Source organism: Arthrobacter castelli DSM 16402 (assembly GCF_000430705.1).
Taxonomy (GTDB): Bacteria; Actinomycetota; Actinomycetes; order Actinomycetales; family Micrococcaceae; genus Arthrobacter_C; species Arthrobacter_C castelli.
This window is the reverse complement of record NZ_AUMN01000012.1, coordinates 72,602-97,839: the sequence shown is the minus strand read 5'-3', so window position 1 is coordinate 97,839 and position 25,238 is coordinate 72,602. Positions and strand designations below refer to the sequence as shown.

The 25,238-nt window shown below is 60.2% G+C and carries 31 protein-coding genes; 2 read left to right on the top strand and 29 right to left on the bottom strand.

Annotation, left to right across the window (positions count from 1 at the left end):
- Positions 1 to 10 precede the first annotated feature (10 nt).
- The 8 genes from H535_RS0114080 to H535_RS0114045 all read right to left on the bottom strand — a co-directional run bounded on the left by H535_RS0114080 (position 11) and on the right by H535_RS0114045 (position 11,312).
- Entirely contained in the window at positions 11 to 628 is a 618-nt protein-coding gene (locus H535_RS0114080) for a hypothetical protein (RefSeq protein ID WP_026820051.1), read from the bottom strand.
- A 126-nt stretch (positions 629 to 754) separates the two neighbouring features.
- Entirely contained in the window at positions 755 to 3,553 is a 2,799-nt protein-coding gene (locus H535_RS27855; protein ID WP_026820050.1) for a UvrD-helicase domain-containing protein, read from the bottom strand.
- A gap of 217 nt (positions 3,554 to 3,770) precedes the next feature.
- Positions 3,771 to 3,983 (bottom strand): hypothetical protein, encoded by a 213-nt coding sequence (locus tag H535_RS0114070; protein WP_026820049.1) that lies wholly within the window; start codon positions 3,981 to 3,983, stop codon positions 3,771 to 3,773.
- The gene (locus H535_RS0114065; protein WP_026820048.1) at positions 3,983 to 5,908 is read right to left on the bottom strand and encodes an AAA family ATPase; all 1,926 of its coding nucleotides are present in this window, start codon (positions 5,906 to 5,908) and stop codon (positions 3,983 to 3,985) included. The genes H535_RS0114070 and H535_RS0114065 overlap by 1 nt, the downstream gene beginning before the upstream one ends.
- A gap of 130 nt (positions 5,909 to 6,038) precedes the next feature.
- Complete coding sequence (locus H535_RS0114060; RefSeq protein ID WP_026820047.1) at positions 6,039 to 7,724, bottom strand: vWA domain-containing protein; 1,686 nt, start codon at positions 7,722 to 7,724, stop codon at positions 6,039 to 6,041.
- A gap of 180 nt (positions 7,725 to 7,904) precedes the next feature.
- Positions 7,905 to 9,134, bottom strand: coding sequence for an AAA family ATPase (locus H535_RS0114055; RefSeq protein WP_026820046.1), 1,230 nt, complete (start codon positions 9,132 to 9,134; stop codon positions 7,905 to 7,907).
- Between the two features lie 93 nt (positions 9,135 to 9,227).
- The gene (locus H535_RS0114050) at positions 9,228 to 10,256 is read right to left on the bottom strand and encodes a hypothetical protein (RefSeq protein ID WP_026820045.1); all 1,029 of its coding nucleotides are present in this window, start codon (positions 10,254 to 10,256) and stop codon (positions 9,228 to 9,230) included.
- A gap of 105 nt (positions 10,257 to 10,361) precedes the next feature.
- On the bottom strand, positions 10,362 to 11,312 hold the full coding sequence (locus tag H535_RS0114045) for a hypothetical protein (RefSeq protein WP_026820044.1): 951 nt from the start codon (positions 11,310 to 11,312) through the stop codon (positions 10,362 to 10,364).
- 134 nt (positions 11,313 to 11,446) lie between these two features.
- On the opposite strand from H535_RS0114045, the gene H535_RS0114040 reads away from it, so the two are divergent.
- A complete protein-coding gene (locus H535_RS0114040) occupies positions 11,447 to 12,184 on the top strand; it encodes a LysM peptidoglycan-binding domain-containing protein (protein WP_026820043.1) in 738 nt (245 codons plus the stop codon).
- A 13-nt stretch (positions 12,185 to 12,197) separates the two neighbouring features.
- Here H535_RS0114040 and H535_RS0114035 read toward each other — a convergent pair whose 3' ends face one another.
- The 8 genes from H535_RS0114035 to H535_RS0114000 form a co-directional block, all read right to left on the bottom strand.
- The gene (locus tag H535_RS0114035; RefSeq protein ID WP_026820042.1) at positions 12,198 to 12,488 is read right to left on the bottom strand and encodes a hypothetical protein; all 291 of its coding nucleotides are present in this window, start codon (positions 12,486 to 12,488) and stop codon (positions 12,198 to 12,200) included.
- A complete protein-coding gene (locus H535_RS0114030) occupies positions 12,479 to 12,739 on the bottom strand; it encodes a hypothetical protein (RefSeq protein WP_026820041.1) in 261 nt (86 codons plus the stop codon). The genes H535_RS0114035 and H535_RS0114030 overlap by 10 nt, the downstream gene beginning before the upstream one ends.
- Before the next feature lie 139 nt (positions 12,740 to 12,878).
- Positions 12,879 to 13,145 (bottom strand): glutaredoxin family protein, encoded by a 267-nt coding sequence (locus tag H535_RS0114025; protein WP_026820040.1) that lies wholly within the window; start codon positions 13,143 to 13,145, stop codon positions 12,879 to 12,881.
- A gap of 153 nt (positions 13,146 to 13,298) precedes the next feature.
- The gene (locus H535_RS25580) at positions 13,299 to 13,838 is read right to left on the bottom strand and encodes a hypothetical protein (RefSeq protein WP_051299317.1); all 540 of its coding nucleotides are present in this window, start codon (positions 13,836 to 13,838) and stop codon (positions 13,299 to 13,301) included.
- A gap of 196 nt (positions 13,839 to 14,034) precedes the next feature.
- Positions 14,035 to 14,436: a helix-turn-helix domain-containing protein gene (locus H535_RS25575; RefSeq protein ID WP_051299316.1), complete on the bottom strand. Its 402-nt coding sequence runs from the start codon at positions 14,434 to 14,436 to the stop codon at positions 14,035 to 14,037.
- A 132-nt stretch (positions 14,437 to 14,568) separates the two neighbouring features.
- Positions 14,569 to 15,195: a hypothetical protein gene (locus H535_RS27850; protein WP_162144886.1), complete on the bottom strand. Its 627-nt coding sequence runs from the start codon at positions 15,193 to 15,195 to the stop codon at positions 14,569 to 14,571.
- Between the two features lie 28 nt (positions 15,196 to 15,223).
- Positions 15,224 to 16,324 (bottom strand): hypothetical protein, encoded by a 1,101-nt coding sequence (locus H535_RS25565; protein WP_035769664.1) that lies wholly within the window; start codon positions 16,322 to 16,324, stop codon positions 15,224 to 15,226.
- Positions 16,324 to 16,890 carry a hypothetical protein gene (locus H535_RS0114000; protein WP_026820039.1) on the bottom strand — a complete coding sequence of 189 codons (567 nt, stop codon included), beginning with the start codon at positions 16,888 to 16,890 and terminating at the stop codon, positions 16,324 to 16,326. Before H535_RS0114000 ends, H535_RS25565 begins: the two co-directional genes overlap by 1 nt.
- 393 nt (positions 16,891 to 17,283) lie before the next feature.
- On the opposite strand from H535_RS0114000, the gene H535_RS0113990 reads away from it, so the two are divergent.
- Positions 17,284 to 18,306 carry a hypothetical protein gene (locus H535_RS0113990; RefSeq protein WP_155838694.1) on the top strand — a complete coding sequence of 341 codons (1,023 nt, stop codon included), beginning with the start codon at positions 17,284 to 17,286 and terminating at the stop codon, positions 18,304 to 18,306.
- Positions 18,307 to 18,346: 40 nt separating this feature from the next.
- On the opposite strand, the gene H535_RS0113985 is transcribed toward H535_RS0113990, so the two are convergent.
- From H535_RS0113985 to H535_RS0113925, 13 genes are all read right to left on the bottom strand, one after another.
- On the bottom strand, positions 18,347 to 19,027 hold the full coding sequence (locus H535_RS0113985; protein WP_026820036.1) for a class I SAM-dependent methyltransferase: 681 nt from the start codon (positions 19,025 to 19,027) through the stop codon (positions 18,347 to 18,349).
- Positions 19,028 to 19,186: 159 nt separating this feature from the next.
- Positions 19,187 to 19,522, bottom strand: coding sequence for a hypothetical protein (locus H535_RS0113980; protein WP_026820035.1), 336 nt, complete (start codon positions 19,520 to 19,522; stop codon positions 19,187 to 19,189).
- Between the two features lie 27 nt (positions 19,523 to 19,549).
- Positions 19,550 to 19,753: a hypothetical protein gene (locus tag H535_RS0113975; protein WP_026820034.1), complete on the bottom strand. Its 204-nt coding sequence runs from the start codon at positions 19,751 to 19,753 to the stop codon at positions 19,550 to 19,552.
- On the bottom strand, positions 19,750 to 20,007 hold the full coding sequence (locus H535_RS0113970) for a hypothetical protein (RefSeq protein ID WP_026820033.1): 258 nt from the start codon (positions 20,005 to 20,007) through the stop codon (positions 19,750 to 19,752). Before H535_RS0113970 ends, H535_RS0113975 begins: the two co-directional genes overlap by 4 nt.
- Complete coding sequence (locus H535_RS25560; protein WP_035769662.1) at positions 20,004 to 21,290, bottom strand: replication-associated recombination protein A; 1,287 nt, start codon at positions 21,288 to 21,290, stop codon at positions 20,004 to 20,006. Before H535_RS25560 ends, H535_RS0113970 begins: the two co-directional genes overlap by 4 nt.
- A 261-nt stretch (positions 21,291 to 21,551) precedes the next feature.
- Positions 21,552 to 21,908, bottom strand: coding sequence for a hypothetical protein (locus H535_RS0113960; RefSeq protein ID WP_026820032.1), 357 nt, complete (start codon positions 21,906 to 21,908; stop codon positions 21,552 to 21,554).
- 16 nt (positions 21,909 to 21,924) lie between these two features.
- The gene (locus H535_RS0113955) at positions 21,925 to 22,320 is read right to left on the bottom strand and encodes a hypothetical protein (RefSeq protein WP_026820031.1); all 396 of its coding nucleotides are present in this window, start codon (positions 22,318 to 22,320) and stop codon (positions 21,925 to 21,927) included.
- 5 nt (positions 22,321 to 22,325) lie between these two features.
- Positions 22,326 to 23,120 (bottom strand): hypothetical protein, encoded by a 795-nt coding sequence (locus H535_RS0113950; protein ID WP_026820030.1) that lies wholly within the window; start codon positions 23,118 to 23,120, stop codon positions 22,326 to 22,328.
- Positions 23,121 to 23,221: 101 nt separating this feature from the next.
- Complete coding sequence (locus tag H535_RS0113945) at positions 23,222 to 23,497, bottom strand: hypothetical protein (RefSeq protein ID WP_026820029.1); 276 nt, start codon at positions 23,495 to 23,497, stop codon at positions 23,222 to 23,224.
- Between the two features lie 3 nt (positions 23,498 to 23,500).
- Positions 23,501 to 24,121, bottom strand: a complete 621-nt coding sequence (locus H535_RS0113940; protein WP_026820028.1) for a hypothetical protein — start codon at positions 24,119 to 24,121, stop codon at positions 23,501 to 23,503.
- 3 nt (positions 24,122 to 24,124) lie between these two features.
- Positions 24,125 to 24,544, bottom strand: a complete 420-nt coding sequence (locus tag H535_RS0113935) for a hypothetical protein (RefSeq protein WP_026820027.1) — start codon at positions 24,542 to 24,544, stop codon at positions 24,125 to 24,127.
- A gap of 50 nt (positions 24,545 to 24,594) precedes the next feature.
- A complete protein-coding gene (locus tag H535_RS25555; RefSeq protein WP_051299312.1) occupies positions 24,595 to 24,825 on the bottom strand; it encodes a hypothetical protein in 231 nt (76 codons plus the stop codon).
- Positions 24,803 to 25,120 (bottom strand): hypothetical protein, encoded by a 318-nt coding sequence (locus H535_RS0113925; RefSeq protein WP_026820026.1) that lies wholly within the window; start codon positions 25,118 to 25,120, stop codon positions 24,803 to 24,805. The genes H535_RS25555 and H535_RS0113925 overlap by 23 nt, the downstream gene beginning before the upstream one ends.
- Positions 25,121 to 25,238: the final 118 nt, after the last annotated feature.

Here is a 25,238-nt window from a genome sequence, read left to right as displayed (position 1 = left end):
CTCTTTCATGTCAATGGTCAGTGCTGTCGGCGATGGGCCGATAGAAATTGTTCTCTTTATCCAATGCAGATTCGGTGAGCGTGATCGTCGCCGGCATGAGGATCGTGGCCACCAGCTCGGCCAGGCGTGTTTCATCATTGAGGACGTCATATGGGATCAACGTGGCGCGGGTGAACGTCTCCGCCCGCTCAATCAAGGCCTCATGCCTGGCTTGTCGGCTGGAAAAATGTTCGGCGATGGTCGAATCAGGCCCGTAATTGGTGATCATCGAATAGAGAATAAGCGGTGCCGCCGCCGGTGAGGGGCCGGTTTTCTTGTGCGTCGTGGACAGGTAGATGTTCAGGCCCCACCGGCGGCACAGCTTCGCGATCGCATTCAGAATCTGGTCGGGCTCGACCCGTCGACGCTGCAATGAGTGATGGGTGTCCAGGACCTGGACCGCGTCGATCACGTCTTTGAAAGTGTCTTCGATGGTGAGCAGCGAAATACAACGGTCGAGGCGCTGTTGTGGTGAGTCGTAGTGGTCGTGGAACACAATCCGGTCCCCGTTCAGCACGATCAAATCATGGGTGGCCTGTTGGCCATTGACGAGAGTGTCGGTGTGTGTGCGGGAGTTGATGGCCGACATGATTTCGCCCTTTCCTGCATGCCTGGTTCTTGATGTGATTGAGATAGTGGTGGTGACCGGCACCGTTCGCCCCGGCCACCGGCATATACCCGATGACCGGCGCAAACGGTGAAACGCAGGTCCTGCTCAGGAAGTCTGAGCCAGAGCCCTGGTATCGGACTTCGTTGGATCCTGCCCGTCCAGGTCGCCGTTTTCCTCCAGCAGATCCGGATCGATACCGGCGGTGATTGCCGTCGAGCGCTTGTCCCGGGCGGTGAGCAGGTTGACGACCTGCTCGTAGTTGCTGACGATGGGCGGATCCTTCACGGTGCCGTAGGAGAGGATGTATTCACTCTTGATCGCACGGGTAAGCGCGACATAGAACATCCGGCGGGTGTCCTGGCCCATCTTGGGGGTCTCCTTGTGCAGGACCACGACGTTGTCGAATTCCATACCCTTGGCACCATGGATCGTCGAGACGACCAGATCCGCCTTCGCCTCGGCGTTCTTCGTCTTCTGCTCCCGGTTCTTCTGGTTGATCAGCGACTTGCGCACCGAGTTGTGGTGAATCTCGAACGAGAGCATGTTGTCACGCAGACGATCAAAGAAGTCACCGTGCTGCAGAATTCTCTGCAGACACAGCTGCTCCCACCCGCGGATGGTGGCCGCATTCTCACTCCACCAGTTGGCGACCATGGTGCGCACGGCGAACTCGACCTTCTTGTTGGACGCGTTGTTCGTGAGTTTGTCCAGGTTGTCCATGATGCCCTGGGCCACCACGAAGGAAGCGTCGCTGGGCTTGACCTGCAACACATCGTTCCAGAAGTGCTTGATGTACTTCGAGAAGATGTCGGTGGAGAAAGGCCTCTCACTGACGAGGCTGGCCACATGACGCTGCGGATACTTGTGCTGCAGCGTCTCCTGGATCACTGCCACCTCACGGCGGGAGTAGGCCAAAAAGGCCACCTGTTCACCGCGAGCCAGGCAGTCGTCGACATAATCCGGCACGATGGTGGTGGACACGATGCCGGCCAGGTCCTCGGCGACGAACTGTGTCAGTTTCGGCACCGTCCGGTAATCGAGAGTCACCTTCTCCGTGAACGTATCCAGGGTCGGCACATCGAGCGAATCGGCCCGCAGCTGGATACCCGCGAACTGGTTGGTCTCCAGGTTCCCGAGTGCGACATTGGCGAAATCAAGGATCTCCTGATTACTCCGGTAGTTCGTCGTGAGCTTGAAGGTCTCGAAGACCGACGAGCTCTCCAGCGTGTTGAGTGCGCGCGGGTTCGCCGAGCGGAACTCGTACAGCGTCTGGGAGGCATCGCCGACGATGAACAACGACTGGGCGTGCTTGGTGACGTACTTGAGCATGTAGATGAACTCGAAGATCGAGTTGTCCTGGACCTCGTCGATGATGAGGTACTTGCTCTGCACATGCGCCGGCTCGACCATGTCATCGATCCGCTGATAGCAGATGACAATTTCCAGCTCCAGCGAGGTCTGCTTGATCCGGTCAAGCAGCTCAATCACCTCATCGAAATGATTCTCGATACAGGTGTTCAGCGCGGTGAAGGCACCGGTCTTATTCTGATCAACAGCCAACAACCGGCTGCGCAGCGTGGCCGCGAAGTCACTTGCCGGATAGAAAATATCAATACTGTTGATGATGGTGTCGATGGTGGAAATCTCGTGGCTCGGGTGATTGAGCGAATAAATATCGTGAATCATCCGCGCGATCGTCATTGACCCGACATCGGGGTTTTTCTCGCTGACGTTGTCAGCCGCGGCGTTGGTGAAGGACAGCACGGTCACGTCACCGGCATCCACCCCGCAGCCTTCCAGGTACTTGATGCGGCCCAGGATCACCGTGGTTTTTCCGGTTCCGGCACCGGCTTGGGTCATCACCAGCGGCTCATGGGTGGTGAGCGCATTTTTCTGCTGGATCGACAGATGTGCCGGGATCACCGGCGCAGTGGTCGGCACGGCGGGGGTCGCCAGCTGGTTCTTCATCGAGTCCAGATGAGACAGGGTATGACTCATCAGCAGGTTGAGGTTCTGCTTGGACAGTGCTGCCGCGACGGGCTCGCTGAAGGTGGTCTCGATCTTTTGGTGAATCGTCCGATAGGCCTCCAGCAGAACGTTGTAGTTTTCCAGGTAGCGCAGCTGGACGGCCAGGACATTGAGATCCTGCTGGGACGGGCTCGCGACCAGACCGTCGATGTAGGCACAGACCTCATCGGCGATGGCTTCGGAATTCCACATTTCGGCCTGCCGCGTGATCCGCTCATAGATGTTGAAGCTCTGGCACAGCCAGTCGGTGAGCACGTCGGGATTCCTGTGGACCAGACCCAGTCCGGCAAGACGCTGGCCGACGAAATCACCGGCATAATCCAGCGGGTTCGTGTCCCAGCCGATGTGGGCGAAAGCGTCACGGACGCCGCGGCCGGTCACGATTGTGGTGCGGTCCGGCTCGGTGGTGCCCTTCTTGAAGACGAACAGTTCCATCCGATACTGGATGATCAACTCACGACTCATCGCGCCGTGACCGCCGGAGGAGTCTTCGAAGAACTTTGCTGCCTGCGGTGTCATGTCAAAGGCGACGTCCCAATCATTCGAGTCGGTCTCGATGACGCAACGGTCGTCGATGTGCGGGGTGGCAAGTGTGAACGAGCCGCCGGCATCGGCCAATGCCCTGCGCGTCACCGGCGCGAACGGGATCGTGGTGACCGTGACACCGTTCTGCGTGGCACCGCCTTTGACTTCGATATGGTCGTCGGCTGTGTAAGCAGTGTTGGTGCTCGTGTGGGTCGGCAGCAATTGCCCATTGAGCAGACCGGGCTTGTCCTTGCCGTTGCCGGTGAGCTTGGAGGAGAAGAATTTGGGGTCGATGGACTTTTGGGTGGCCTGAACACCGGTCAGGTCGATGTCGTCGAGAAGTAAAGGCATAATATGTGCTTTCTTGAGTCCTGGGCGGATGATGGGTATTCGCCGATGATGAGTCGGGGCGCTGACCATGTCGTTGTCTCACAGCATTGCTGTCTCCCCCGGAGGGGCCGTAAGGCCCCGCACACCGCGCGCCACAGGCGACGCGCGGTGGTTCGCCGCTCACCTTCTTCGGGCCTGTTCATCGGTGAGGCCTTCATCGATGAAGAGGCACTGCCTGTCACTTCGGGATGTAGCCGGACAGATCCATGTCGAACGGTGACGCTTTGGCCATCGGGGGCCCGTCATCGCCGGTTTCACCGGTGAACAGGCCCAGCATCTGGCCCAGACGGGCCAGGTCAGTCTGATCATGACAAGAATCCGCCAGTTGCAGGCGGGCTGCCTCGGCCAGATCATCAGTACCGGTTTGGCGGTTTTCATCGATGATTGTCATCATGACTCCTCTTGACGGTTCAGTGCGGCGTCGGCCGGTGCCGTCACCGCTGCCGCAGGTTGTTGTGTGTGTGCCCCCAGCAGCCGGTCTTCGATCCAGACCCGCACGGCCCGCTCGGCCGGCCGCGCACCCTGGGAAGCGATGAAGGATTCTTCGAGCAGCGTTTCAATGGCTTCTGCCGGCATGGCCGCCGGCAGCGACGAGGCAAACTTTGGCCTGGCCTCGACAATCCGGTCGCGGGCACGCTCGTAGTAGGCGGCCACAATGCTGCGATAGGTCTGGCCGGTGATCGGGTTGAAGCCGACGATCAACGAGAACCGCCCCAGCAGCTCGGCCTCGAAGAACTGTGACAGGGCCTTGTTGAGGCTCTGGTGCGAGATCTTCTGTGGCCCGGAGGTAAAGCCGACGGCTGCGCCGTCGAGGGATTCGCGGGCAGCATTGGTTGTGGCCACGATGGTCGCCTTGGAGAAGTCGATCGGCTTGCCCCTGGCGGTGGTGATCACGCCTTCGTCGAAAGCCTGCAGGAACAGACGCTGCACGGCGATGTTGGCTTTTTCGAATTCGTCGAGCAGGATCAGCCGGTGCGGGTTGGATTCGAGCGAGTCGAACGGCAATTCCGCATTGGAGTCGGATCCGACATAACCGGCCGGAGAGCCGATGAGCCGGTTGATTGAGGCCTCATCGTTGTATTCACTCATGTTCAGGATGATCGGGTCCTGTCCGGTCATCTGCTCGGCCACATGTTTGGCTGTTTCAGTCTTGCCGACCCCGGAGGCACCGGCGAAGAGCCAAGCAATCGGTGCGGTGCGCGGAAACAGGTTCAGCTCTTCACGGGCGATGCAGTCAGTGAGCTGATCGAGGACGTCGTCCTGGCCGTACAGATGCTGCTTAAGGGTCGATGACAGCGCCGGGACATCGAAGACGTGCCTGGCGGTGTTGCCGGTGAGCATGCGCCTGGCCACGTCCAGCACCCGGTTCTCGGTCAGCGGGACTTTCGGGATCGACTGCAGTGCCTGTGCGGCGACGGTGTCACCGTTGCCCAGGGCTGTGGTGATCAGCCGCTTCTGTTCCAGCACCCGATCGGCCATCGCCCGGTCCAGCAACGTGATGGCGCTGTCGGGCCGGTGCGCCCCGGCATGAGTGTTCTGGTCAGCGACGCGGACCACCGAGTCCAGCACATCGTCACCGACGGTGATCTGATGCTGATAGTGCGCCACCAGACCGGGCCGGACCTTACCCAGAATCGTGGCGGTCTGTTCAGCGTTGAGCTCGTCGACCACGAGCCGGGAGAACCGACGTTTGAACGCCGGGTCGTCATCGAGCGAACGCGCCTCCTGCGTCGTGGTGGCACCGATGACCTGCATGTCCCCGCGGGCCAGGGCCGGCTTGAGGATCTGTGCGATCTTGGCGTAGGTGCCACTGTCGGATCCGTTGGTGAGCTGGTGGACCTCGTCCATGAACAGGATCGCCTTGTTGGCTGGCTCAGAGGCATATTCGACAATGTCTTTGACCTTCTGCTCCAGCGCCCCGACCAGAGACGATCCGGCCACGAGGCTGGAGATCGGCAACTCGAAGATCGTATAACCCTTCAGCTGATCAGGGATCAACGGGTCCGAGAGCACGATGCGGCGGGCAATATCTTCGGCGATTTTGGTCTTACCCACACCGGCCGGCCCGACCAGCAGCGCGTTGGACTTGTTCTTGCCGATCAGCACCGACAGCACCTGCTCGATAAGCTGGTCGCGGAAGAGTGTCGGCTCGGCGTTGACGAACTTCTCGTTGTAGTTGACGAGCATGTCATCGACGGAGTTGGGCTGATCGGAAGCAGGGGCCGACATCAGTCCGGCCAGCGGGTTGGGCCCGGCAGGTCCGCTCGGCGAATTTGTGTCGTCGTCACCACGACCGGTGAAGTTGGACAGTCCCACGGTGTACTCCTTCGATGGCTAGCCTTCGGTGGCCGACAGATTCTTCGGCCTGATTTCAGATGATGTGTGTGAAAGCGCCACGGCGGTGCCGTCCGCCGAAACGGACGACACGGCCGTGGCGGTGTCGGGCTCACACGACCACGCCCAGCAGACGCTGGGCGATCGCGGGCTCGATGTGCCTCATTCGGTCGTGGAATGACTTGGCGTTGCCGACCATGGAGTCCCAGTCCATGGCTGAACATGGTGCGTAGTAGAGATTCTTCGGGTGCTCTTCGCGCGATGACGGCGGATTCCACTCGAAGTCGGTGATAACCAGGGACAGGCGGCGCTTGCGGGTCGTGCTGGCGTTGATGTAGTCCCAGATTTGTTGGTAATCAGTCATGCCGTTGACCTTGGGGATCTTGCGGAATTCCTGCCAGATCCGGCCCACGGACTTGTTCTCCACCTTCAGCAGTGTTTCCTGGGACAGGATGTGGCTGAACGAGTTGAAGTACAGGTTGACGCCCAGCTTTTTGGCGAGCCTGACCAGCATCATGACCGCCTCCTGATAGTTGTTCTCACTGATCGAGCCGGAGGTGTCGATGTAGATGTGCAGGTCGGGCATATAGGACACCGAGGTGATCCGTCCCGGCTTGTTGTAATCGTCCGGATCCCGGCGGTTGGCCTTCAAGAAGGTGGTCTTGGACTTGCGGAAGATGTTCTGGGAATGGTTGACCTTGCCCATGCGCGCCAGCACCCGGGTCAACACGGCGAACAGGTCCAGCTTCGAGGGCGGCTGTTTGCGGAAGGAGATCTGTGCCGAACGCCCGTTCTTCTTCGCGCCGGACAGGGCAGCATTGCCGGCGGCCTGCGACCGGGTCGCGGCCCGCTGCAGAGCCGTCAGCTTGGACAGATTCCGGTGCGAGACGACCTTGACCGGCGCGGCCAGTGACTGGTTGATGACTTTCCACTCCGCGGCGATTTTGGCCGATGTGGCCCTCGCGTGTGCCTCGGCGTTGACCAGTACCAGCGACCGCGGGCAGAACAGCTCAGTGACCGTGAACGGCATAATGCCTACGACTTCACCGCCGGTCTGGCCCTGAGTGCGTTGCTGGTCGAGGTAGGTCATCAGCATGTTGATGATCAGCCGGGCGAACGAGAGTTCGTCATTGTTGTCATCGTCGTCGGCGCGCAGCTGCAGTGACTCGGTGAGGTCTTTCAGCGACAAGTTCGTGAAATCACTCAGCAGTTTGGCCGTGTCCGACGGTAACGCTGAACTCATGGCCTGCAGCTGCGTGTTGAGCCAGGTGGTGAAATTCTCGAACTCACTCGAAGACTGGAACCAGAACCCGAGGGTGTCGGGGTGATAGGTGTAGGCCAGTGTGGCGAAGAATTCGTCGGAGGCACCCGACCCGGACAACAGGGCCTTGGCGGCCGGGATGACGTCGTCTTTGGGTGAATAGATCACCTTGTGCGGGTCAGGGTCGTGCATTTTGTGCTTGCTGCCCGCCTGGGCGGCGAACAGCTCATTGACCGGCAGCGAGGTGTTCTGGTCAAAGTTGACCAAAGTCTGGCCCAGCAGTTCTTTCATCAGCTGCTCCGCGGCCGGGTCAACGCTCTGGCCGAGACAGTTCATCAGCATCGGTTCGAGATCGGCGCTGAGGTCGTTGCCGCGGCTGTCGACGATGGCGGCGGTTGTCCCTGCAGCCAGGGGTGTTTGAAGCGGATCGAGGATCGTGTCGGTGATCGCCGGCAACGGGTTATAGTCACCCTGTGCGGAAATGGTGTGCACGGCATCGAGGACGGCCGGTTGCTGGTTGGTGACGGTGATGATCATCGGTGCTCCTCTTTTGGATTGCATAGTGGCGGCCGTCGTCGGTGTGGTTGGAACTGATCAACCAAAGCCCTGGTGGGTGTCATCTTTCGGTCATGATTGACCACCACATGCCGCACAGGCCCTTCGAACCCGTTGCTTGGGGTTCGAAGGGCCTGTGCGGTGCGTTGATGCCTGTGACGGTCACAGGAAGGCCGAAAGCATCGGCTTGATTTTGTTGGTCAGCGGCATGTCGAGCTCCAGCAGAGCTTCGATATTGGGCGTGTGCGCCTGCTGGGCAGAGACCATCGAAAACAGGGTCTTGGTGTGATCGGATTCGATCGCGCCGGTGGCCTCCGCCAGCTGTTCGATCAGCCGGGAGTTGTCTTCCTTTTCTTTGAGCGCGTACAACAGCGAACCGGACTTCTCGGAGTCGCTCATGTCGGCCACCAGCGTCGTGATCTCGGTGATCGTTGAAGCGGACTTGAGCTGGGTGTAGCGGTTCGGCTTCGGTACGACGACCTGCGTCTGCGTATTCTGCGTGTTGCCGCTGGTCAGGTCATCGGCGATGGCTGCCACGATCTGCGTGGCGAAGAGCGTATTGCCCACGTGGGCCTCAATCACTTCGTTGAGCATGGTGGACTCCCGCTCACCGATGCTCGTCGGCGTGGCCAGATACCGCGAAAGCTGCTCGTGGTCAGTCATGTTCAGCCACCGCGAGAGGTTCTCGATGGTCCGCGGGGTGGTCAGCTGATTCATCTCCTCGCCGGAGTCGAACAGGTCGGTGAACGAGGCCGTGGCATCGTCATTTTCATCGTTACCGTCGGCGGCGATGACGTTCGGCGTCGCCTTCTGGAAGACGAGCTCGGGGAACCTGGTCAGAACCTTCTTCACCCAGCCGTTGAGCTGATCACCCAGGATTCGCACCAGGGCCGAACTTTCGGGCTGGACACGGTAGATCGAAAAACGTGACAGCGATGCCTCATCGAGTGTGGTGACATTGCCCTTGTCATTGCCGGCCACCAGGATGCGCACATTGGCGGGCAGGTGGATATGTCCCATGCGCCGCAGGGTGACCAGGGTCAGGGCACCGGAAGTGACATCGGCTGTAGTCCGATTGATTTCGTCGAGGAACAGGATCGGCCATTCATGAGGGTTGGCCTCGGCGTAGTCAATGGTGTCCTGGATGACGTGGTGCGGGTAGAACACCTGCTTATACGACCCGTTATCGGTCGGCACCAGGCGTGCACCGGTCAGATCGGCCTTGTCAGCCAGCTGGTTGCACGGCAGGACAAAGGCCTTGCTGCTCATGGCATAAGCCAGTGACTCGACAAACGAGGATTTGCCGATACCCGGCTCCCCCATCAGGGCGGGAACGATGCCCATTTCAAGGTCCTGCTTGATGATTTCGGTCAGCGTGTCGTTGAACTTCATGGCGTCATGGCCTTTCTGATGATGAGATGGCGTGAAAGTGATGTGAAGGCGCTGTGTGACTCAGAAAGATAGAAAGAAAGCTTTCTGAGGTGTTCAGTCGGTATCGGGCTGCTGCGCCGCGATCATGGCCGCGGCCCGGTCGAGCAGAAACGGCCTGCCGTTGCGGCGTTCATGGTGTTTGCGTCGCGGCGGCAGAACCTGTTGCGCAGCCTGATACAACAGCCAGGCTTGATCACCGGTGCTGTAGGCGACTCCGTGGAACCCGCCGTACCTGAGCAGATACTGGAGCATCTGCCGGTACAGCGTGCCGAGCACGGAGAATTCCCAACGGGAAGTGTCCCCGTTGAAATCATCGAGTGTCTTGAATCTGCCGGCGGTTTGGTCCAGAACCCGGGCGATGATCTGTTCACCGGCGATGATGTGTGGAATATCAACGGCGGTGTCAATGTCGACGGCTGCGGCGGCGCTTGTTTGCGCAGCGGCCTCGGCTAAAGAGGCATAGACGGCCTCGAACGTCGAAAAATCCGGTGGTCTCGGCCGTTGCTTCGAAGCATCTGCCACGACGGGGCTGCTGTTGACGGGCTCACGGGTGAAGGTCACCCAGTGATCGAGCAGGATTTCGTACCAACCGTGTTCTTCACGCAGCACCTTCTTGTTGGCTGCGGTCGGATACTCGTGGAAGTTGGCGGGCAACGGGGCCAGGATGTGGAACCCACGTCCGGACATGGACTGTTCGATATAGACAGCCCCCGGCAGGTTCAACAGGTGTGATGAGATCTGCTGCGGGCAGTCGGGTTCGATGTCGATGATCATCAGTCCGTCGACGGCGGCCTGCACGTAGAAAGCCGTGTTGGCCGCTGACGGTAATCCCTCAGACAGTTCGGCCAGTGTGACCAGGCAGTCGGGTCCAATGTCCCATGCACCTCGCACGGGTCCGATGTGCTGGCAGCCGGCGTTGCAGCCGTCGAGCAGATGTCGGACGTCGATTGGTGCCTTATTCGTCGCTTCAGGATCATTGCTGAGTCGTCCGGAGACGGTCCAGCGTGCAGCGGTGGCCAATAGCCTGATCGCCGGGTTGGCGTAGAACGACGGAAACCGGGAAGTTGGATCGGCCAGAGTCATGGTGAAGTGGCTGCTTTCGAATCGGATCTCGTTAGGGCAAGGGTGAAACGAGACTGGCCCGGCGCATATTGATACGCCGGGCCAGTCTCGTACGCCGCTGACGCTTCAGCTCTGCGGGGTGATACCGGCCTGCTGGCTTTCCTGCTTTTCCTGCCATGGGTTGCCGACAGCGGCGGGTGCGCCGACGGCTGAGCCGTAGTCTTTCAACTCGGCGTTCTCAGCCTGCAGACGGGCCAGCTGTTCCTGCAGGGAATCTTCGGTCTTCTCAGACTGCGGCTGCACTTCTTGTGCCTGTGCAGGCTGAGCAGTGACAGTCGCAGCAGCAGGCTGTGCCTGCGCGGGCTGAGTGGAGGGCTGCGCTTTTTGAGACGGAGCCTGTGCCGGAGCCGGGAAGCCGAGACCATCCTCGCCATAGACGGTGCCGGTGCTCTCATCGACAGAACCGGCGGCAGTGTTTGCCGCGTTCGTCGAAACGGTGTTGTCCCCGGCTGCGACAGCCTGCGGCTGGGCGGCGGAGACGAGGCCCCGTGCAACCAGCTCCTCGGTGGTGGTGTCGGCCGTGTAGTAGCGAACCTCTTCGTTGACGACCACCTGGTCGAGGCTCAGGCCACGCTTGGCGTAGTTCTTCGGCTTGTATACCCGCAGCGCGAGCGTGACGTCGAGGCCGGAGGCCAGCTCCTTTCCGGAGTCGTCCGGGACGGTCTTGCCGTTCTCGTCGGGAACAGTGATGATCGGCAGGTTTGAACCTTTTGAGTCGATCGAGTAGTTCAGGCCGGTCTCCGGGCGCTTGTTGGAGACATAGCGCCGCTCGGAGACGAACGTCTCTTCGGTGGTCGGGTTGGCCGCGTCCTTGGGGATGACTTCGGCTTCGGTGATGGTCGCGGTGGTGTGGGGCTTGCCGACGGCGTTCATCCCGTTCTGGATCTTGCGGTTGTCGGACGTGGCCAGCTCAGCGCCTTCGATGAGGCGACTGAGGCGGCTGAAGCCGAGCCGGCCGCGGACCAGAACCACACTTCCTTCGGCGAGCTGCTCAGCGGAAATGGTGTTGGTAGCCATGATGTGTTGCTCTTTTCTGTTGATGTTGCGCTGTTTGTTGTGTCGTGGGCCTTGATTATTGCGATTGATTATCCGGCTTGCATTCGTGTATTTATTCTATCAAGATTGACTCACGTATGAGTAGAATGGAATGAATGATCAAGACGGAACGGGTGGACCGTTACCATAGGGAGGCAGAGGCGATGACAGCGATCAGTGAGCCGTCGGGACAGACGAATCCGGATTCGGATCAGGACCCGAATGATACGGCTCGAGCGAAGCGGGTGAAGTCGGCCTCAGCCGGCACCGGCCCGATCATTGCCGCCGGGGTGATGGCAGCCGGCGGCGTCATCTGTGCCGGCTGGGGCGTAACCCCTGCGCTGGATGATGAGGGCAGTAGCCTCTCTGCTTTGCTGCAGGATCCGCCGGCAGCGGCTGCTGCTGCGAATTCAAGCACCGATGGCGGGGACAACACTGCTCATACCGGTAAAAGCCAGGGCAGCCAGGGCAACACCGGTATGAGCCAAGGCAGCGAATCTGTCTCCGCCGGTCATGTCACAGTGACGTTGCCGGATACCGATGGCAACGGCATCGCTGATGTGTTTGAATCCGATGGCACGAAGGCCACGGACCATGGACCGGGCGACGATAAAGCCCACGCCGGGGGTGCATCCGGTCGCGGCGACGAGGATGCCGCGTCAGGTCAGCATGAAGCCTCTGTCCAGCCCGGACAGGTGGGACCGGAAACCTATATTATTGAACGCGGTGATACGCTCGCCGGGATTTCCGCCGAGACCGGTGTTCCGCTCGGGACGCTGGTGCAGACCAACGACATTCAGAATCCAAACCTGATCTACGCCGGTGCGGCGTTGCTTATCCCGCAGACGGGTTGATGATCCGCCGGTTTCAAGCCCGTTCTTCGGTGTCTTGAGTATCCCCGATGCCTTGAATATTTCCGGTGTCTTGAACATCGAGCCAGATACTCATGGCATCATTGGCTGTGCCGGCGGCCTTGCAGGACAGCGTGATGAGTTGAATCCATCCGGTCGATACCAGGGTCTCAACCACGTGCAGGCCGGAACGTGACCGGACCTGGTACAGGCTGCCCTGCGGCGTCTGCCAGATCGTCAGTTGATCATGGTTCCGGTGTACACTTTCCGCTGTTTCGTACTTCACTGTGAGGTCGGTCAACTGCATGCTTGTCGGTCCTTTCCGGTCGTATCGGCGATGTCGAGGGCGAGCTGTGCGACCTGCTGGTGAGACAGCGGCGCGTGCGTGTGAAGGTCAGCGCCGCAGGCGACGGTTTCCCCGCACCGGATCACCCGGTAACCCCAGCGGCCGGCATAGCGTTGACCGACGGTCCCGCCACCGACCTTGTACATGTGGATGAGGCTGTTGTGTGCGACGAGACTGACTTCAGTCAATCTCGTATCGAACGTGCTGGTCATGGATCTCTTTCTTTCTTCCCTGGTTGTCGTCGATGGTGTTCGTCGACGCGGCCGTGGCGGTTCATACCCGTGTACGCCACGAGTGACCACCGCGACCCCCGCCCGGGACCGACGTAAGTCGGTCCACGGCCACTGACCTTCAGTGTCGGCCGCGCATGTCAGCGACAGCTTGATCAAGCAGTTCGGGCAGCAAGCCGTGCCAGGCATGTTGTTCGCCCGTTCGGTCGATCCAGACAGTGACAGGCGTGGACTGGTACCCAAGTTCGACGAGGGGCTTTTTGGCCTCTGACGAGGCTGTTATGTCAACGGTGCGGTAGCGCACGCCGCTCTGGTCGAGACGGCGCTTGATGCCGATACAAGGTCCGCAGCCGGGCTGGGTGTACACAGTGATTTCGGGGGTGGTCATAGGCGTTGTCTTTCGTGAGACGGTCATATCCGAGCCCACACCCGAATCAGCTGCGCTGATTCTCCGCGGTGACGGCCATAAAAACGACCCGGCGCAGAATCTGCGCCGGGTCGTTTATTCCATCAATAGTGGGATGGTTGTTGCCGTCCGGTATTAGTGCTCGCTTCCCGGCGTTTGGGTCGTTGACCCGCTGGACCCCATGATCGAGTCGCCGAAGAGGAAACCGCGGGTTTGGCCTGAATTCATCATGTCGCCTAGATGTGCCAGGAACACGGCCCGCTGAGTGGCCCGCCGGTCTTCTTGCGGCTCGTACTTCCGCAGGGAAGCCATGTTGATGATCCAGCCGTTCTCACGGATGACGGCTTGTTCAAGGTCGGATCCAGCCGGAACGGTCATGGCGTTGTAGTCGTGATCGAATTCCGGTGTGATGTCCAGGCGCTGGTCCGGTTCGTCGACGTAGAGGGTATCGCCGCGCAGCAGCTGTCCGTCACGGTCGAACGCGGTGAGGAAGACGCGGTCTGCCCGCGAGGTGTTGTCCACGTGAACGGCCATGACAGCTTCGTCAATGAGGAAGTCGGTCTCGCTCAAGCGGGTGTGTGTCCGGGCCCGGGCTTCGTAGCACCACATGATCGTGCGGGCCTGGTCGAATCCCGGAAATTCTTCAGAACCGGAGCCGGACTGGGGGTGGAACATAGATGAACTCCTCTACGAGCGTGATTATGGAGTTCGGCGATGCGATGAGGATGCAAAGGTCGGCATCACCGGACTGTCCTTCCGATCATACTACACCAGTGGAAATATTTCCACTGGAATACTAGCGCCGGCAGGTATCCCACGCAGTGCGGAGCCCGGTATCAGGGTATGAGGGATTCGCTCGCCTGAGTTGGGTCTACTGTTCTTCTGAAGGCCCTGGTGGATCATCAAGTTGTTCGCGTTTGCGGGCGAATTCAACGATGGAATTGATGCTGGAGAGGGCTTCGCCGCTCAATCCGTGCACGCGCATGGCGATTTTGCGTTCCTCGGGTGTTAGCTCGTTTTGGGCCTGCGCGCTTGGGGCATCTTCGTCGAAGAAGTATGAGAGCGGCACATCGAAAGCGTCAGCGAGAGCGCGCAGGTGCTGTAATCGGGGGTTCAATGCTTGCCCCGAGCGCAGTTGCTGCAGATAGCTCAGCGACATGGTCGAGATGTTGCGCTGTTCCATCCTGTGGATGATCTCCTGCAGCGTGACGGGTCGGCCGCCAGGGCCGGCGGTCTCTGCAAACAGATGTTCAAGTCGCTGCGCAAGGGTCACAGTGTTGCCTTTTCTTATGGTCTCGGGTGCGGGCGGGTCGCGACGGCCCTTTAAGGCGTAGCGGTGATGACCATCTTAGTGGAAGAACTTCCAATGGGGTGGCATTGCAGTTCATAGTTGTTTGTGGTGTGTTCAGCCCAGTTGCGGCATGAACAGCCGTGCCACAAACATTAATACGAGGGCAATCACCACGCCGAGGGCAATCTCGAGGACTGTGTGGTGTCTGAGTTTCAGGCGGGCGAAGGCTACCAGCGGCAGTGCAACTAGCAGGGAGAGCAACCACCAGGGCGAGACGAGCATTGCCGCGAGAACGATCAATGCCGTGAGGCAGAATGTGTGCATCGAAATCTTCGGGCCGATGAGCGTGATCGCGCCGGTGAGTGCGAGCCCGGCAACCATGGTCAACAGGATCCAGGTCAGAAGAGCCGGAGCATTCAACAACAGTGTCGTGACTATGCCGGAGAGCACGGATCCCGCACAGACGAGGAAGACCCACCAACGCTGCTCGCGGCGGGTGACATGCCGATCGGTGAGATACTCGCGATGTACGGCCAGCTGTATGGCGGCCATGGGGATCACTGCACAGAATCCACCGAGCAGGATCCCCCACCCAAGACCTGTCCATGTCTGCGGGTGGCTGATGATTCCCGATAGGACGCACATGAGAAATACGGACACCGCAGGCGCGAACACGTCGCTTAAGATTCTGGCGGCAGTGGTTGATGGGTCTGTAGTTCTTGGGATGATGTATGTCTTCATCAGCTCCTCGGCGCTCGGCAATCGGCGGTCAACGGTTCTGCTCGCTGACGGCGACACGTATTTCGTAGAGGCTTTTAATGGACGTGGCCAGGGTGTCATCATTCTTCAGCCTGAAAGTGCGCAACCGGCTCAACGCCAAAGTGATCCACCCAAGCGGCGGCACCGCTTTCTCTCCGCTGAGATGCCGCACCAGTCCGGCTGACAGGTGGGGATCCTCGGGATGCTTTTCATGCACGACATTCAATGCCGGATCGCTGTCCTCGCGGATGAGCCTGAGGGCGTCGTGTGTCTCGATGGTGATTCTGGACAGGGACATCAGTTGATTGAAATCGTGCTGTTCTTCCGGCGGGAGCTTGACGCCGGGCTGCAACGCGGTTGTCGTCTTCCATAGCGGGATCACCAGTTCCCGGGCGATCTGGACCGCCAGCGCCTTCTGCAAATTGATGCTGACACGACGGATGACGCCGGTGGCGAGTCCAAGAAAGAAGAGGCCGACGACAAGGATGAGGATGTACGTTCTGGTTCCGGATCCGCCGAAGACCGGGTGGCCAAACAGATCCATGATCGAGGATCCGACGAACAGGGCCGATCCGAGAGCGCCCGCGAAAACGCATCCAACGGGGAAGCGGGCGGAGAAAGGCTGGTTTTTTTCGGTCATGGTCCGCCAGCACCCGACAGCGACGACGGCGACTGCCGCGGCAAACGCACCCAAATAGAGGCAGTGATACGCGATGAGTGACCAGGCCTTGCCTTCGGCTGCGGCTTCAATGACTTCAGATCGTTGAAAGACGTCGCCATTCGGGTGGACCGGCAGGAACCACATGAGTACAGTCTCCCCGAGGGCAACGAGCCCTGCGATGAGATAAATGCTTCGTCTCATGCGCTGCGAAGTCGCACGGAACGTGAGAATAAGCAACACGATGGAGACCTGCGCCGTCAGAATGGAGAGTCTCTTGACGAGATCGACGCCGGGCCCACCCATGACGGGTTCGACCCCACGACAGACCGTGGCAAGGAAGAGGGCGAGGCAGGTGATGCGGAGCAGATGTACGCGTCGTCGACCCCGGTAGAACGTGGAAACGATCACGGTCAGACCCATTGTAATGCCGACGATGAGGATCTCGACCATTAGAGACCGCTGTTCTCGTCAGTGCCGGAGAAGAAGGCGAGTACTTCGGTTTCACGTCGCCTCTCGGGTGTTTTCTGTTTTTGGTGCCATGCCTCCAGCATCCGCATGCCGGTGGTCTCAGCGCGTTTTTCGACGGGGTCATCGAACATACTGCGCAGGTGCGTGCAGTCCGAGTCGGCCTGTACATCGCGGTGGAGGATGTGGGCATACTCGTGGAAGATCGTCAGTTCCCAGTGAAGAAGTGCAAGATTTTCGTCATAGAATACGTAGGCGGTTTGTCCGTTCACCGTGGTGAGGCCGGTGATTTCCCGGTGCCGCATTTCATCGGGAATGGGCATGATGTTAATCGCGAGACCCCGGGCGGCGGAGACGGCCTCTCCGAGTGCTTCGATAGTGGGTTCGACCGGCCACGTGAAGCTGTCGAGCGGATCCTGCTGAGCGTATGTACGGCCAGTGGTATGTGCGGTAGAAACAACTTTGTGCCTGAGGCGTTCAAGAAGGCTGGAGCGCGGGTGCGGATTTTCAGCTGCAGCGGGCGTTGTTGTTAACGAAGTGAAGGCAGGCATCAGCGATCCTCTTGGGGGAGAGAAGGGCGGACACCGCCTGCCGTTTGCCAACGAAGGGGTACGAGTCCGTAACTTACTTACAGTAAAGGCTACATTATGGAAAGGTCTGGTTGTTAAATGAGTGGGTCTGGTGGTACTGCACTGGTCATCGGAGCAACCCGCGGAATCGGCGAGGCCACGGCCCTGAGGCCAGTCAAGGCGGGGTACCGGCCCGGCAGATACATCGCGGCGCGGACCTCCTCTATGAGCATTCCGTTGCAGCGACTGGGAACCGCCGACAGCACATACATGTCAGGATCCACGATTCCGGTCGCAGGAGGTATTTAGGCAATGTCAGTTCAGCTGGACGTCGGTTCCTGGGGGCTGTTCTGCGGGCACGAAGGCAGGCAGATCGTGCTCGTCGACAACGAGGCCTGCGGGCCCAGCTCCGCGCGGAAATACACACGCCGGATCCCGCGTGAGCTGCTCTTGGATGAGAACCGAATCACTCATGCGTACCAGACCGGGCATCCATCCACCGAGACCATTTCCCACCACGGCAAGGAGTGGGTTGTGGTGCTGCGACCCATACTCTCGCCGCGTTCCGGTTCTTTGATCGGCGTTCTCGCCGGAGTATTTCCATCTGGTGGCCGGCTGCCCGGTCCACCTTTGGTCGGGGCCTGGGAATGGGAAATTGAGCGCAACTGTGAAGGACAGCCGACGCCGCAGCGGCGCACGTACTGGGATCGGAATCTCTTTGACCTCTACGCCGTCAATCTGAATGTCGCGCAACAGCGTCAGGGTTATTGGGAGGCCGGCGAGTGGGCAAGCGAACTTATTGCTAAGTCTGATCAAATGCGGGTCAACAGCCTGGTCAGGGACGGCATCCAAGAGGGGCTGATGGGTGTGACAGGCATGATCAGGTGCCTTACCTACAATATCGTCACCGGTTACGGGTCGGAGTCTCAAGGTCGCAAGCACCTGCGGCTGATCGGCCAGATTGTGCCGGTCGAACCGGACGACGACAAGATCATCATCCAAGGTTTCAGCTTCGAGGTGCCGGATACGTTCCATGACATGGCGTTCGTCCAGGACGTCCATGCCGGTCGTGTCGACGACGTATTGCGCGGGGTCATGGCCCTGGCCCGGGAGCCCGTAGCCGTTGTCGACGTCGAAACACTGGAGGTGTTGATGACGTCTGCGGCGTGGTGGCTGGAGGACTTCGGTCATGTTGGCGGCCTGGGGGAATTTGTCGTCCACGATCCGGTTGTGCTGTACGATTTCACCAAAAATGCTGCAGAAGACACCGAAAATAGCAGTTCAATGAAAGTGGATCTGCGCAGGCTTGACGGAAGTGTCCAACGGGTCTCAATGACCGTGATTGGTGCGAGATCAGGCGTACATGGTCGCGATGCTGTGATCCGGCTCGACCTCTAAGGTCTTGTCTTCTTGATGTGGGCAGGTCCGACCTTTTGTGTCAGCGGCGCGGTTGGCGGGCATTGAATACTGCCACAGTGCCGACGACTTTGACGGATGTCTGGTGGAAGCTGCGCTCGAGAGCCTGCTGCAGACCCGCCTCAGCGTCGTCACGGTTGTGGAAAATACCCATCCTGTTGTAGAGCGCCATGAGGCCCTTACCGACCGTGTTGTGACGGACACCGTGGCCGAGGATCGTGCCGCCGAAAAGCACGCCGTCGTCGGTGAGCCGGTCGGCCAGGTGCCCGAATGCTTCGCTCTTGGTTTCCCAGGTGCCCGGTATGCAATGGAACAGGTAGTTCGTCGCAATGGAGTCGAAGTTGCCGAGGTGTTCAGGGATCGGCTCGAGCACGTTGCCGGTCACTGCTCTGGGGGCGGGGCGTGTGCCGGCAGTGGGCATGCCGGCCAGCCGGAAACCGGTGTGCTCCATACTGTTCTCGTTGAGGTCCATGAGCGTGATCCTGTTGCGCTCGGGAAGGTGGGCGTGGATGAGATACCAACCGGTGCCGGGACCCACGTCGAGATGTTCTTGTCCCAGGAAACGGTTGTACTGATCGAGCATGAGCCGGCTCGGACAACGCCACGCCAACGTGTTGGACAGCCGCACCACCAGCAGATCGTAGAAGCCCAGCACCGGCTTGCTGTAGATGTTCGCGCCGCGGCGCACATCCTTGTTATTCATATGGTGAAACCTGCTGTTCGGTATCGGTACGGGCGTCGGTCGTCGTTCTTTGGAGCCGGCAATATGTGATCAGCGTGGAACCCGCCTAACGTACCATTGTGGTGGAATGTATTCCACTCAAATAATTATGTTCGATGTGCCCCGCGTTAATGCTGCGGGTCAGGGCAGGATGATCTGACGGCCGGCGAGATCGGAGAGATTTGCCCGGTCGGGCACCCGGGCGTCAAGACAGTTTTCTTGGCGGAGATCGTTGACTAGCAGATGGTCTTCCAGCGCGGTCAGGGCATCCTTTGCCCCGGCGAACACGATTGCAGCGTCCGGGTTGTGCCGACGGTCGATCAGTATGTAACCAAGTTCGGCAGGTTCACCGCGCTGCATGCGTGCCAGGTCGAGCCGGAAGTTGATTTGCTGTTCGACGAAACCGACATCCATGCCCAGTTCGGCGGATAGTTTTTCGTCGGTGGAGTCTGTTGTGTTGTTGGCGTTTTTATTCATGTATCCATTCCCCAGTTCTCTCGTTCGCTAGTCCACACCGCGCTCCGCGCCGGCGTGCATCAGGTCGGTGAGTACGTCGCGGATGGCCTGACCGGGTTCTTCCGGCTCGTCGTTGTAGAAGATGTCAAAGACGAGCCGGGTACGTATCTGGACGCGATCGAGGGAGTTGGTGTCTGTTGTGCGATCGAGCTCGGTGGTGATAGCACGCATGTGTGGTCTCAGATCGGTCATGATCCTGTTCCTTTTTGGTTGTGGCTTACATCGCTGGCCAGCCCGTGATGGTCGAAGCCGGCCGCGCCCAGACCCCTGCGGCCCCAGCAGTAAGCGTCGCGGATCTGTCCTTCTGTCGCCGCATGCCGGTGGACCGCGCCCAGCACAGCGCGGTAGCGTTCCCGGTTGCCGGCGGCGGCCGCTGCGGCGAGGGCATCAAGGGCGGCGACGATCCGGGCGATGCCGCTGTCGGGTGTTTCGGATTCTGGATTCATGACATGCCCTTCGTGATCTGTTCAATGCTCGACAGGCGGTTTGTGACCGTTTGTTCGAAACCATTGGTGGTCGGCGTGTAATACTGCGAGCCGGTGCCGTCTGGCAGATACTGTTGGGCAACGACGCTGTGCGGATAATCGGCCGGCATCAGATAGTCAGCGCCATGACCGAGTGCTTTAGCCCCCGGATAATGCGCGTCACGCAGATGCATTGGCACTCCTCCGGTGCGGCCGGCCTGAACATCGGCAACAGCTTGGTCGATACCGGTGACGATGCTGCGGCTCTTGGGGGCTGTGGCGATAGCCACTGTGGCGTGAGCAAGATTGATTCGTGCCTCGGGCATGCCGATCAGCGCGACAGCCTGGGCGGTGGCCACTGCAATGGGCAGCACCGATGGATCAGCCATACCGACGTCCTCGGAAGCGTGGACCATGAGCCGACGGGCGATGAACCGGGGGTCCTCCCCTGCCTCGATCATCCGGGCCAGCCAGTGCAGCGCCGCGTCCGGGTCGGATCCGCGCATCGACTTGATGAACGCGGAGATCACGTCGTAGTGCTGGTTGCCGTCGCGGTCGTAGCGCTGGGTGGCCGAACCGGTCACCCGGGCAACGGTCCCGGGCGTGATCTCGGTGTCGCCGGCGGCGTGTACGACCTGCGCGCAGACCTCCAGTCTGCCCAGCGCCTGCCGGGAATCGCCGGAAGCCAGGGCCGCGATCTCGTCGAGGACATGTTCTTGAGCGGTCACGGATCCGTCCAGGCCCCGCGGGTCGTCGATGGCCCGGCACAGCAGCGCCGAGATAGTTCCGGTCTCGAGTGGCTTGAGGACGAGCAGTATGGACCTCGACTGCAGTGCCGAGATCACCGAGAAGCTCGGGTTCTCGGTGGTGGCACCGATCAGGGCGATGCTGCCGTCTTCGACGGCCGGCAGCAGGATGTCCTGCTGGGACTTGGTGAAGCGGTGGATTTCGTCGAGAAAGAGGATCGTGCTTGTGCCGTCCTCGTCGCGGGCTGTCCTTGCCGCGGCAAAGACTTCACGGACCTCTTTGACGGAGGCTGCGGTCGCCGAAAGCTCGATGAAGCGCTTGTCGGTGCTGCGGCCGATGATGCCGGCGATTGAAGACTTGCCGGTGCCCGGCGGCCCCCACAACAGGACCGAGGCCTGGGAGGATCCTTCGACGATGCCCTTGAGCGGCGAGCCGTCGAAGATCAAGTCATCCTGGCCGACGAGCTCGTCGAGCGTGGTCGGCCGCATGCGAGCGGCCAGCGGCTGGTGGGTGGTCATGGGCGATTCAGCTCTCTTTCGTGGTTGTTCGCTGACCCCTGCGCGCACGCCAGGTCTCGACCCAGTCCGGTGTGTGTTTGGGACAGAACATGTCACCGTTCTTTTGGAAGAACCAGTCGGACTTAATGCGACCCCAGGCGTGCGCCGGAATCGTCGCCTCGCATCCGGTGTGCGAGCAGCGCTCTCGCGGATTACATTGTTGTTGCCCGGATCTGGTGGACATGAATCGCTCCCCTGCCCGACTCTGCAGCAACCAGGCAGTCAGTGCAGACTGTCGCCGCGTTCGACGTCGCCTTCGATGTAGGTCAGGATTTCGCCGGTATCGGGCTGTTGGAGCACGTAGTAATACGAAGCCCGGGCGTTGATGGTTTTCCACCCGGCCAGGTGAAGGGCGTGGACAAGTGTGGACTCTCCCCCGGACCCGGCGAAAAACGCCGAATTCGGGCCAAAGGTGCGCACGCCGTTGAGGTTCACGTCAGCGGTGACGGCGTCATAGGCGGGGTCAAGCAGGATGGCGCGCACCTCGTCGAAGGTGCCGGGCTTTTCGATGATGATCCGGTGGAGCTGGTGTTCGATCTGTGACCAGAATCCGGACGGGATAGTGGCGGGAGCAGACATGAATAAACCTTTCTGATTAGTCGAACAGGTAGGCGAACTGTTCGTCACTGAGATCGACCTGTGTTTGCTGGCCGGTGCCGGTGTCGAGCACGTCGAAGACGCAGCATTCTTCGTTGGTGGGCTGGTTGAACCAGTTGCTGAAGTTGTCCTGCCAGGCGTTCAGCGCCGCTGCTGCCGGAGAGATACCACCTTCCGCGTCGATGGTCCAGCAGACGGTGTACGGGCCGCCGGGCGCGGTGTGCGGATCGGGATGGTCGGCGTTGATGTCTGTGCCCGCGGTACAGGGCTTCACACCTTGTGGCAGCGCGTCGGATTCCTCGGCGGCGTCGATGAGCCACCGGGTCTTTGCATCGGCCTCTTCTTCGCTGTCGGCGCTGATGTTCAGCGTCAGGGTGCGGGTAAAGGTGGACATAGGGATCATTCCCTGTTTTGTAGATAGGTGTGGGCGTTAACCAGGGCCGAGATCAGCTGTTCGGGGTCATCTACCCGGTGGAAACCGCACACACGGCCGGCGACCGAGATATCGTGATAATGAGTATTGGCTACGACTGTGCCGTCGGTGCAGTGCCACCGATTGACGCCCATGGCTTCATCGGTATAGTCGGGCTCTCTGAGTACGACCTGTTCGAGTATGCCGGGCTGGACTTCGCAGTCTTGTCCGATCACCGGCTTCTCGTCCTCGAAGTTCTTTTGGAAGTAGGCCAGCGCCTCTTCGGCGTCGTCGGCGTAAATGTTGGAGATACCGGCACCAACGTCGGGCACGACGGTCCACACGTCGCCGAAGGCCCACCGTGCGAATTCACCAGCGTGACCGGCAGGGGTGCCGTGACCTTCGGAGACCGCCACGACGACGTCAAGCCAGTCGCCCTGGGCGTAGCCGCGGATGTTCTGCGTGTCCACCGAGATTTTCTGTTCGGGGTGGAATGCGGCCAAGTAGCGCCGGGTGCAGTCCAGGGCCGTCTCAGCGCCGGATTCATCCAAGTAACGGGCGAAAGCGTTAATGGCGATATTGCCGTCGGGCTTGTTTGCGGCGATAGAGTGGCGCAGATTCGGTTCACGGTAGGCCCACAGTGCGGCGTGCTGGTTTTCAATGCAGGACCGGGGGTCTTCGGCATCGGTATCGGCGAACACGGCATAGCCGAAGTCAGCATCTTCGTCTTCGAAGCGGTCAGGATGGTCGATGGTGTGCGCGGGTATGTGAGTGAGGCTCATGGGGGCGTCCTTGTGTGAGTGGTTGATCAGCAGGGATCACACACGCAAAACGACCGCCGCAACTGCTGCGACGGTCGTTTTGCGTGTGGTTGGTGAGGCGCTCAGCCCTGGAGGCCGTCGTCGACGAGGCCTGCGGCGTCGTATATGAGGGCCTCGGTTTCTTCATCCCATGGCTCCTCAGTGACCATGTAGCCAATGTTGTTGACATAGTGCCAGCCGCTGATGATGTACAAATTGTCGTCGGCCTCGACCATGGTCCAGACTTGCTTCGAATCAGGATCGAGGCTCCGGTCGGATGGCCGTACATCACTTCCGGTCGCAGGATCGGGCACGACGGTAAAGCGGAAGTCGAATTCGTCTTCGGTCAATTGCTGCATGATTCAGTTCCTGTTCTTGGTCTCGTTCGTGTCCGGCGCAGGCTCGAGGAGTCCGGGGTCTGGATTGTTGATCCGGGAGCGCAGCGCTTCCGCAGGGCTTTCGCCGATCTTTTCGATCAGCTTGTCCAGGTCGTGATAGGCGTCGGATTCGCTCAGGCTGCCAACGGCTTCGATCTCGAAGTAGAGACCGGCGAGTTCGTTGTCGTTGAGATTGTGGCCGAGCAGCTTTGGCTCAAAAAGACTGGTCCAGGTGGCGACACCGTCTCCCCCGGAGCCGTATGGACCGTCCATGATCTCGGAGTCAGTGACGGCTTCAAAGTTCACGAGGATGTGGTGTTCGGGCATCAGATCGGCCTCGAGCATCGAGATGAGTTTTTCGTCGTTGGCGGGCCCGGACAGGGACGTAAATATCTGCTCCGGGCCTGGCCGGTAGGCGTGTCGGTCGGGTCCGTCGGCGATCCAGCCGGAACTCAGCCGCCGGGCGTCGATGCCGCCGGGGGTGAAGTAGCCGACGGAGCCAACACGGACCTCGTCGAGGTTGGGGAAGACGATCGCCTGGTGTTTCTTGTCGTCGATGACAGCGCGTAGACGGGCACGCAGATCGACGGACTTGGGCTGGTGCATGGTTCAGTTCCTGTTCTTGTCGCCGCACTGGTCGCAGGACCCGTAGGTGACGTCGTGGATGCCGGCGGGATCTTCGGGGCACGGGAAATCCAGCCCTGCAGTGTAATCGTTCCAGGCGCTGATGAAGCCGTCGACGTCACCGTCGAAGGCCTCGTAAGCCTCGATCAGCGCATCGACCGTGGCCAGCGGGAATGGCCGAAAACCCGGAACCGCATCGAATGTGTCGAGACTCTTGCGGATCTGCTGGCGATCGGCTTCGACGGCCTCTTCAATCAGGAGGCGGATGTCGTCGGCATCGATGTCGGACTCGGCCTGGGCGCGGGTGAAGTTCTCTTCGCCGTGTTGATTGGGCTCTTCCCACTCGGTGCCGACGCCGTAATGGGCGTCGATGACCTCGCGGCTGAGCTGTTCGGGTGTTTTCATATCTGTCTCTCCTCGGGGTTTCTGCCGCTTTCTGTATCGGCGCAGACGACTCAGGGATGACCGGCTTCGGCCGCAGCTTCGGCGAGTTCAAAGCCTTCGAGGTCGCCGATGTTGTCGTCGTATAGTGAGGGATTGTTCATCCAGTTGCTGCGCAGGCGCTGCCCGACGGCGTTGAACCATTGGCCGCATTCTGGACAATTCTGGTCACCCCGTCCCCGGTGACGGGCCATGGGCCGGCCGCAGTCGCAGGTCCAGGTGTCAGTGGGCTCGTTCTCGTTCATGTGCGGATTCCTTTCCGGCAGAGCGCTGGTTTTCGGCGGCACGCCACTGGTCGACGGTGCGTGGCAGCGGCTTGTTGTCCTCGTCGTGAACTGTCTGCGCGCCCCAATGTTCAGCAAGGTTATGCAGCATTTGGGCGATGTCGCCGCCGATGCCGCATGATTCATTACCGATTTCGAGCTGCTCCCGGCCCGGCAGCGCGTCGTCGTCATAGACGTTGAGCGTGAACGGCGTGCCGGTCTTGATTGCATCGGGGTGGTCGGCGTCGTCGGTGTTGATGGTGATGCGGATTCTCATGAGGACTATTCACTTTCGCTGTTGTCGAACTTGATCAGCTTCACGGTGACGAGGTTGTGGGAAGACCATTGCGCGATGGAGCCGTTGTTGAATCGCATAAAGCCGTCGCCGGCGTAGC

What these genes read in the sequence shown, in the direction of transcription:
- H535_RS0113950 (WP_026820030.1), bottom strand. Translation starts at nt 23,120, where the DNA reads ATGAGCCTCACTCACATACCCGCGCACACCATCGACCATCCTGACCGC.
- H535_RS25565 (WP_035769664.1), bottom strand. Translation starts at nt 16,324, where the DNA reads ATGGTCGAGATCCTCATCGTCGGCATTACAATGGGTCTGACCGTGATC.
- H535_RS27850 (WP_162144886.1), bottom strand. Translation starts at nt 15,195, where the DNA reads ATGAAGACATACATCATCCCAAGAACTACAGACCCATCAACCACTGCC.
- H535_RS0114070 (WP_026820049.1), bottom strand. Translation starts at nt 3,983, where the DNA reads ATGACAATCATCGATGAAAACCGCCAAACCGGTACTGATGATCTGGCC.
- H535_RS25560 (WP_035769662.1), bottom strand. Translation starts at nt 21,290, where the DNA reads ATGACCACCCACCAGCCGCTGGCCGCTCGCATGCGGCCGACCACGCTC.
- H535_RS0113975 (WP_026820034.1), bottom strand. Translation starts at nt 19,753, where the DNA reads ATGACCGATCTGAGACCACACATGCGTGCTATCACCACCGAGCTCGAT.
- H535_RS25580 (WP_051299317.1), bottom strand. Translation starts at nt 13,838, where the DNA reads ATGTTCCACCCCCAGTCCGGCTCCGGTTCTGAAGAATTTCCGGGATTC.
- H535_RS0113935 (WP_026820027.1), bottom strand. Translation starts at nt 24,544, where the DNA reads ATGAAAACACCCGAACAGCTCAGCCGCGAGGTCATCGACGCCCATTAC.
- H535_RS25555 (WP_051299312.1), bottom strand. Translation starts at nt 24,825, where the DNA reads ATGAACGAGAACGAGCCCACTGACACCTGGACCTGCGACTGCGGCCGG.
- H535_RS0113945 (WP_026820029.1), bottom strand. Translation starts at nt 23,497, where the DNA reads ATGCAGCAATTGACCGAAGACGAATTCGACTTCCGCTTTACCGTCGTG.
- H535_RS0113970 (WP_026820033.1), bottom strand. Translation starts at nt 20,007, where the DNA reads ATGAATCCAGAATCCGAAACACCCGACAGCGGCATCGCCCGGATCGTC.
- H535_RS0114000 (WP_026820039.1), bottom strand. Translation starts at nt 16,890, where the DNA reads ATGCCTGCCTTCACTTCGTTAACAACAACGCCCGCTGCAGCTGAAAAT.
- H535_RS0113925 (WP_026820026.1), bottom strand. Translation starts at nt 25,120, where the DNA reads ATGAGAATCCGCATCACCATCAACACCGACGACGCCGACCACCCCGAT.
- H535_RS0114080 (WP_026820051.1), bottom strand. Translation starts at nt 628, where the DNA reads ATGTCGGCCATCAACTCCCGCACACACACCGACACTCTCGTCAATGGC.
- H535_RS0114025 (WP_026820040.1), bottom strand. Translation starts at nt 13,145, where the DNA reads ATGACCACCCCCGAAATCACTGTGTACACCCAGCCCGGCTGCGGACCT.
- H535_RS0113985 (WP_026820036.1), bottom strand. Translation starts at nt 19,027, where the DNA reads ATGAATAACAAGGATGTGCGCCGCGGCGCGAACATCTACAGCAAGCCG.
- H535_RS0114035 (WP_026820042.1), bottom strand. Translation starts at nt 12,488, where the DNA reads ATGCAGTTGACCGACCTCACAGTGAAGTACGAAACAGCGGAAAGTGTA.
- H535_RS0114045 (WP_026820044.1), bottom strand. Translation starts at nt 11,312, where the DNA reads ATGGCTACCAACACCATTTCCGCTGAGCAGCTCGCCGAAGGAAGTGTG.
- H535_RS27855 (WP_026820050.1), bottom strand. Translation starts at nt 3,553, where the DNA reads ATGCCTTTACTTCTCGACGACATCGACCTGACCGGTGTTCAGGCCACC.
- H535_RS0113955 (WP_026820031.1), bottom strand. Translation starts at nt 22,320, where the DNA reads ATGTCCACCTTTACCCGCACCCTGACGCTGAACATCAGCGCCGACAGC.
- H535_RS0114060 (WP_026820047.1), bottom strand. Translation starts at nt 7,724, where the DNA reads ATGATCATCACCGTCACCAACCAGCAACCGGCCGTCCTCGATGCCGTG.
- H535_RS0113960 (WP_026820032.1), bottom strand. Translation starts at nt 21,908, where the DNA reads ATGTCTGCTCCCGCCACTATCCCGTCCGGATTCTGGTCACAGATCGAA.
- H535_RS0114055 (WP_026820046.1), bottom strand. Translation starts at nt 9,134, where the DNA reads ATGAAGTTCAACGACACGCTGACCGAAATCATCAAGCAGGACCTTGAA.
- H535_RS0114040 (WP_026820043.1), top strand. Translation starts at nt 11,447, where the DNA reads ATGATCAAGACGGAACGGGTGGACCGTTACCATAGGGAGGCAGAGGCG.
- H535_RS0114050 (WP_026820045.1), bottom strand. Translation starts at nt 10,256, where the DNA reads ATGACTCTGGCCGATCCAACTTCCCGGTTTCCGTCGTTCTACGCCAAC.
- H535_RS0114030 (WP_026820041.1), bottom strand. Translation starts at nt 12,739, where the DNA reads ATGACCAGCACGTTCGATACGAGATTGACTGAAGTCAGTCTCGTCGCA.
- H535_RS0113940 (WP_026820028.1), bottom strand. Translation starts at nt 24,121, where the DNA reads ATGCACCAGCCCAAGTCCGTCGATCTGCGTGCCCGTCTACGCGCTGTC.
- H535_RS0113980 (WP_026820035.1), bottom strand. Translation starts at nt 19,522, where the DNA reads ATGAATAAAAACGCCAACAACACAACAGACTCCACCGACGAAAAACTA.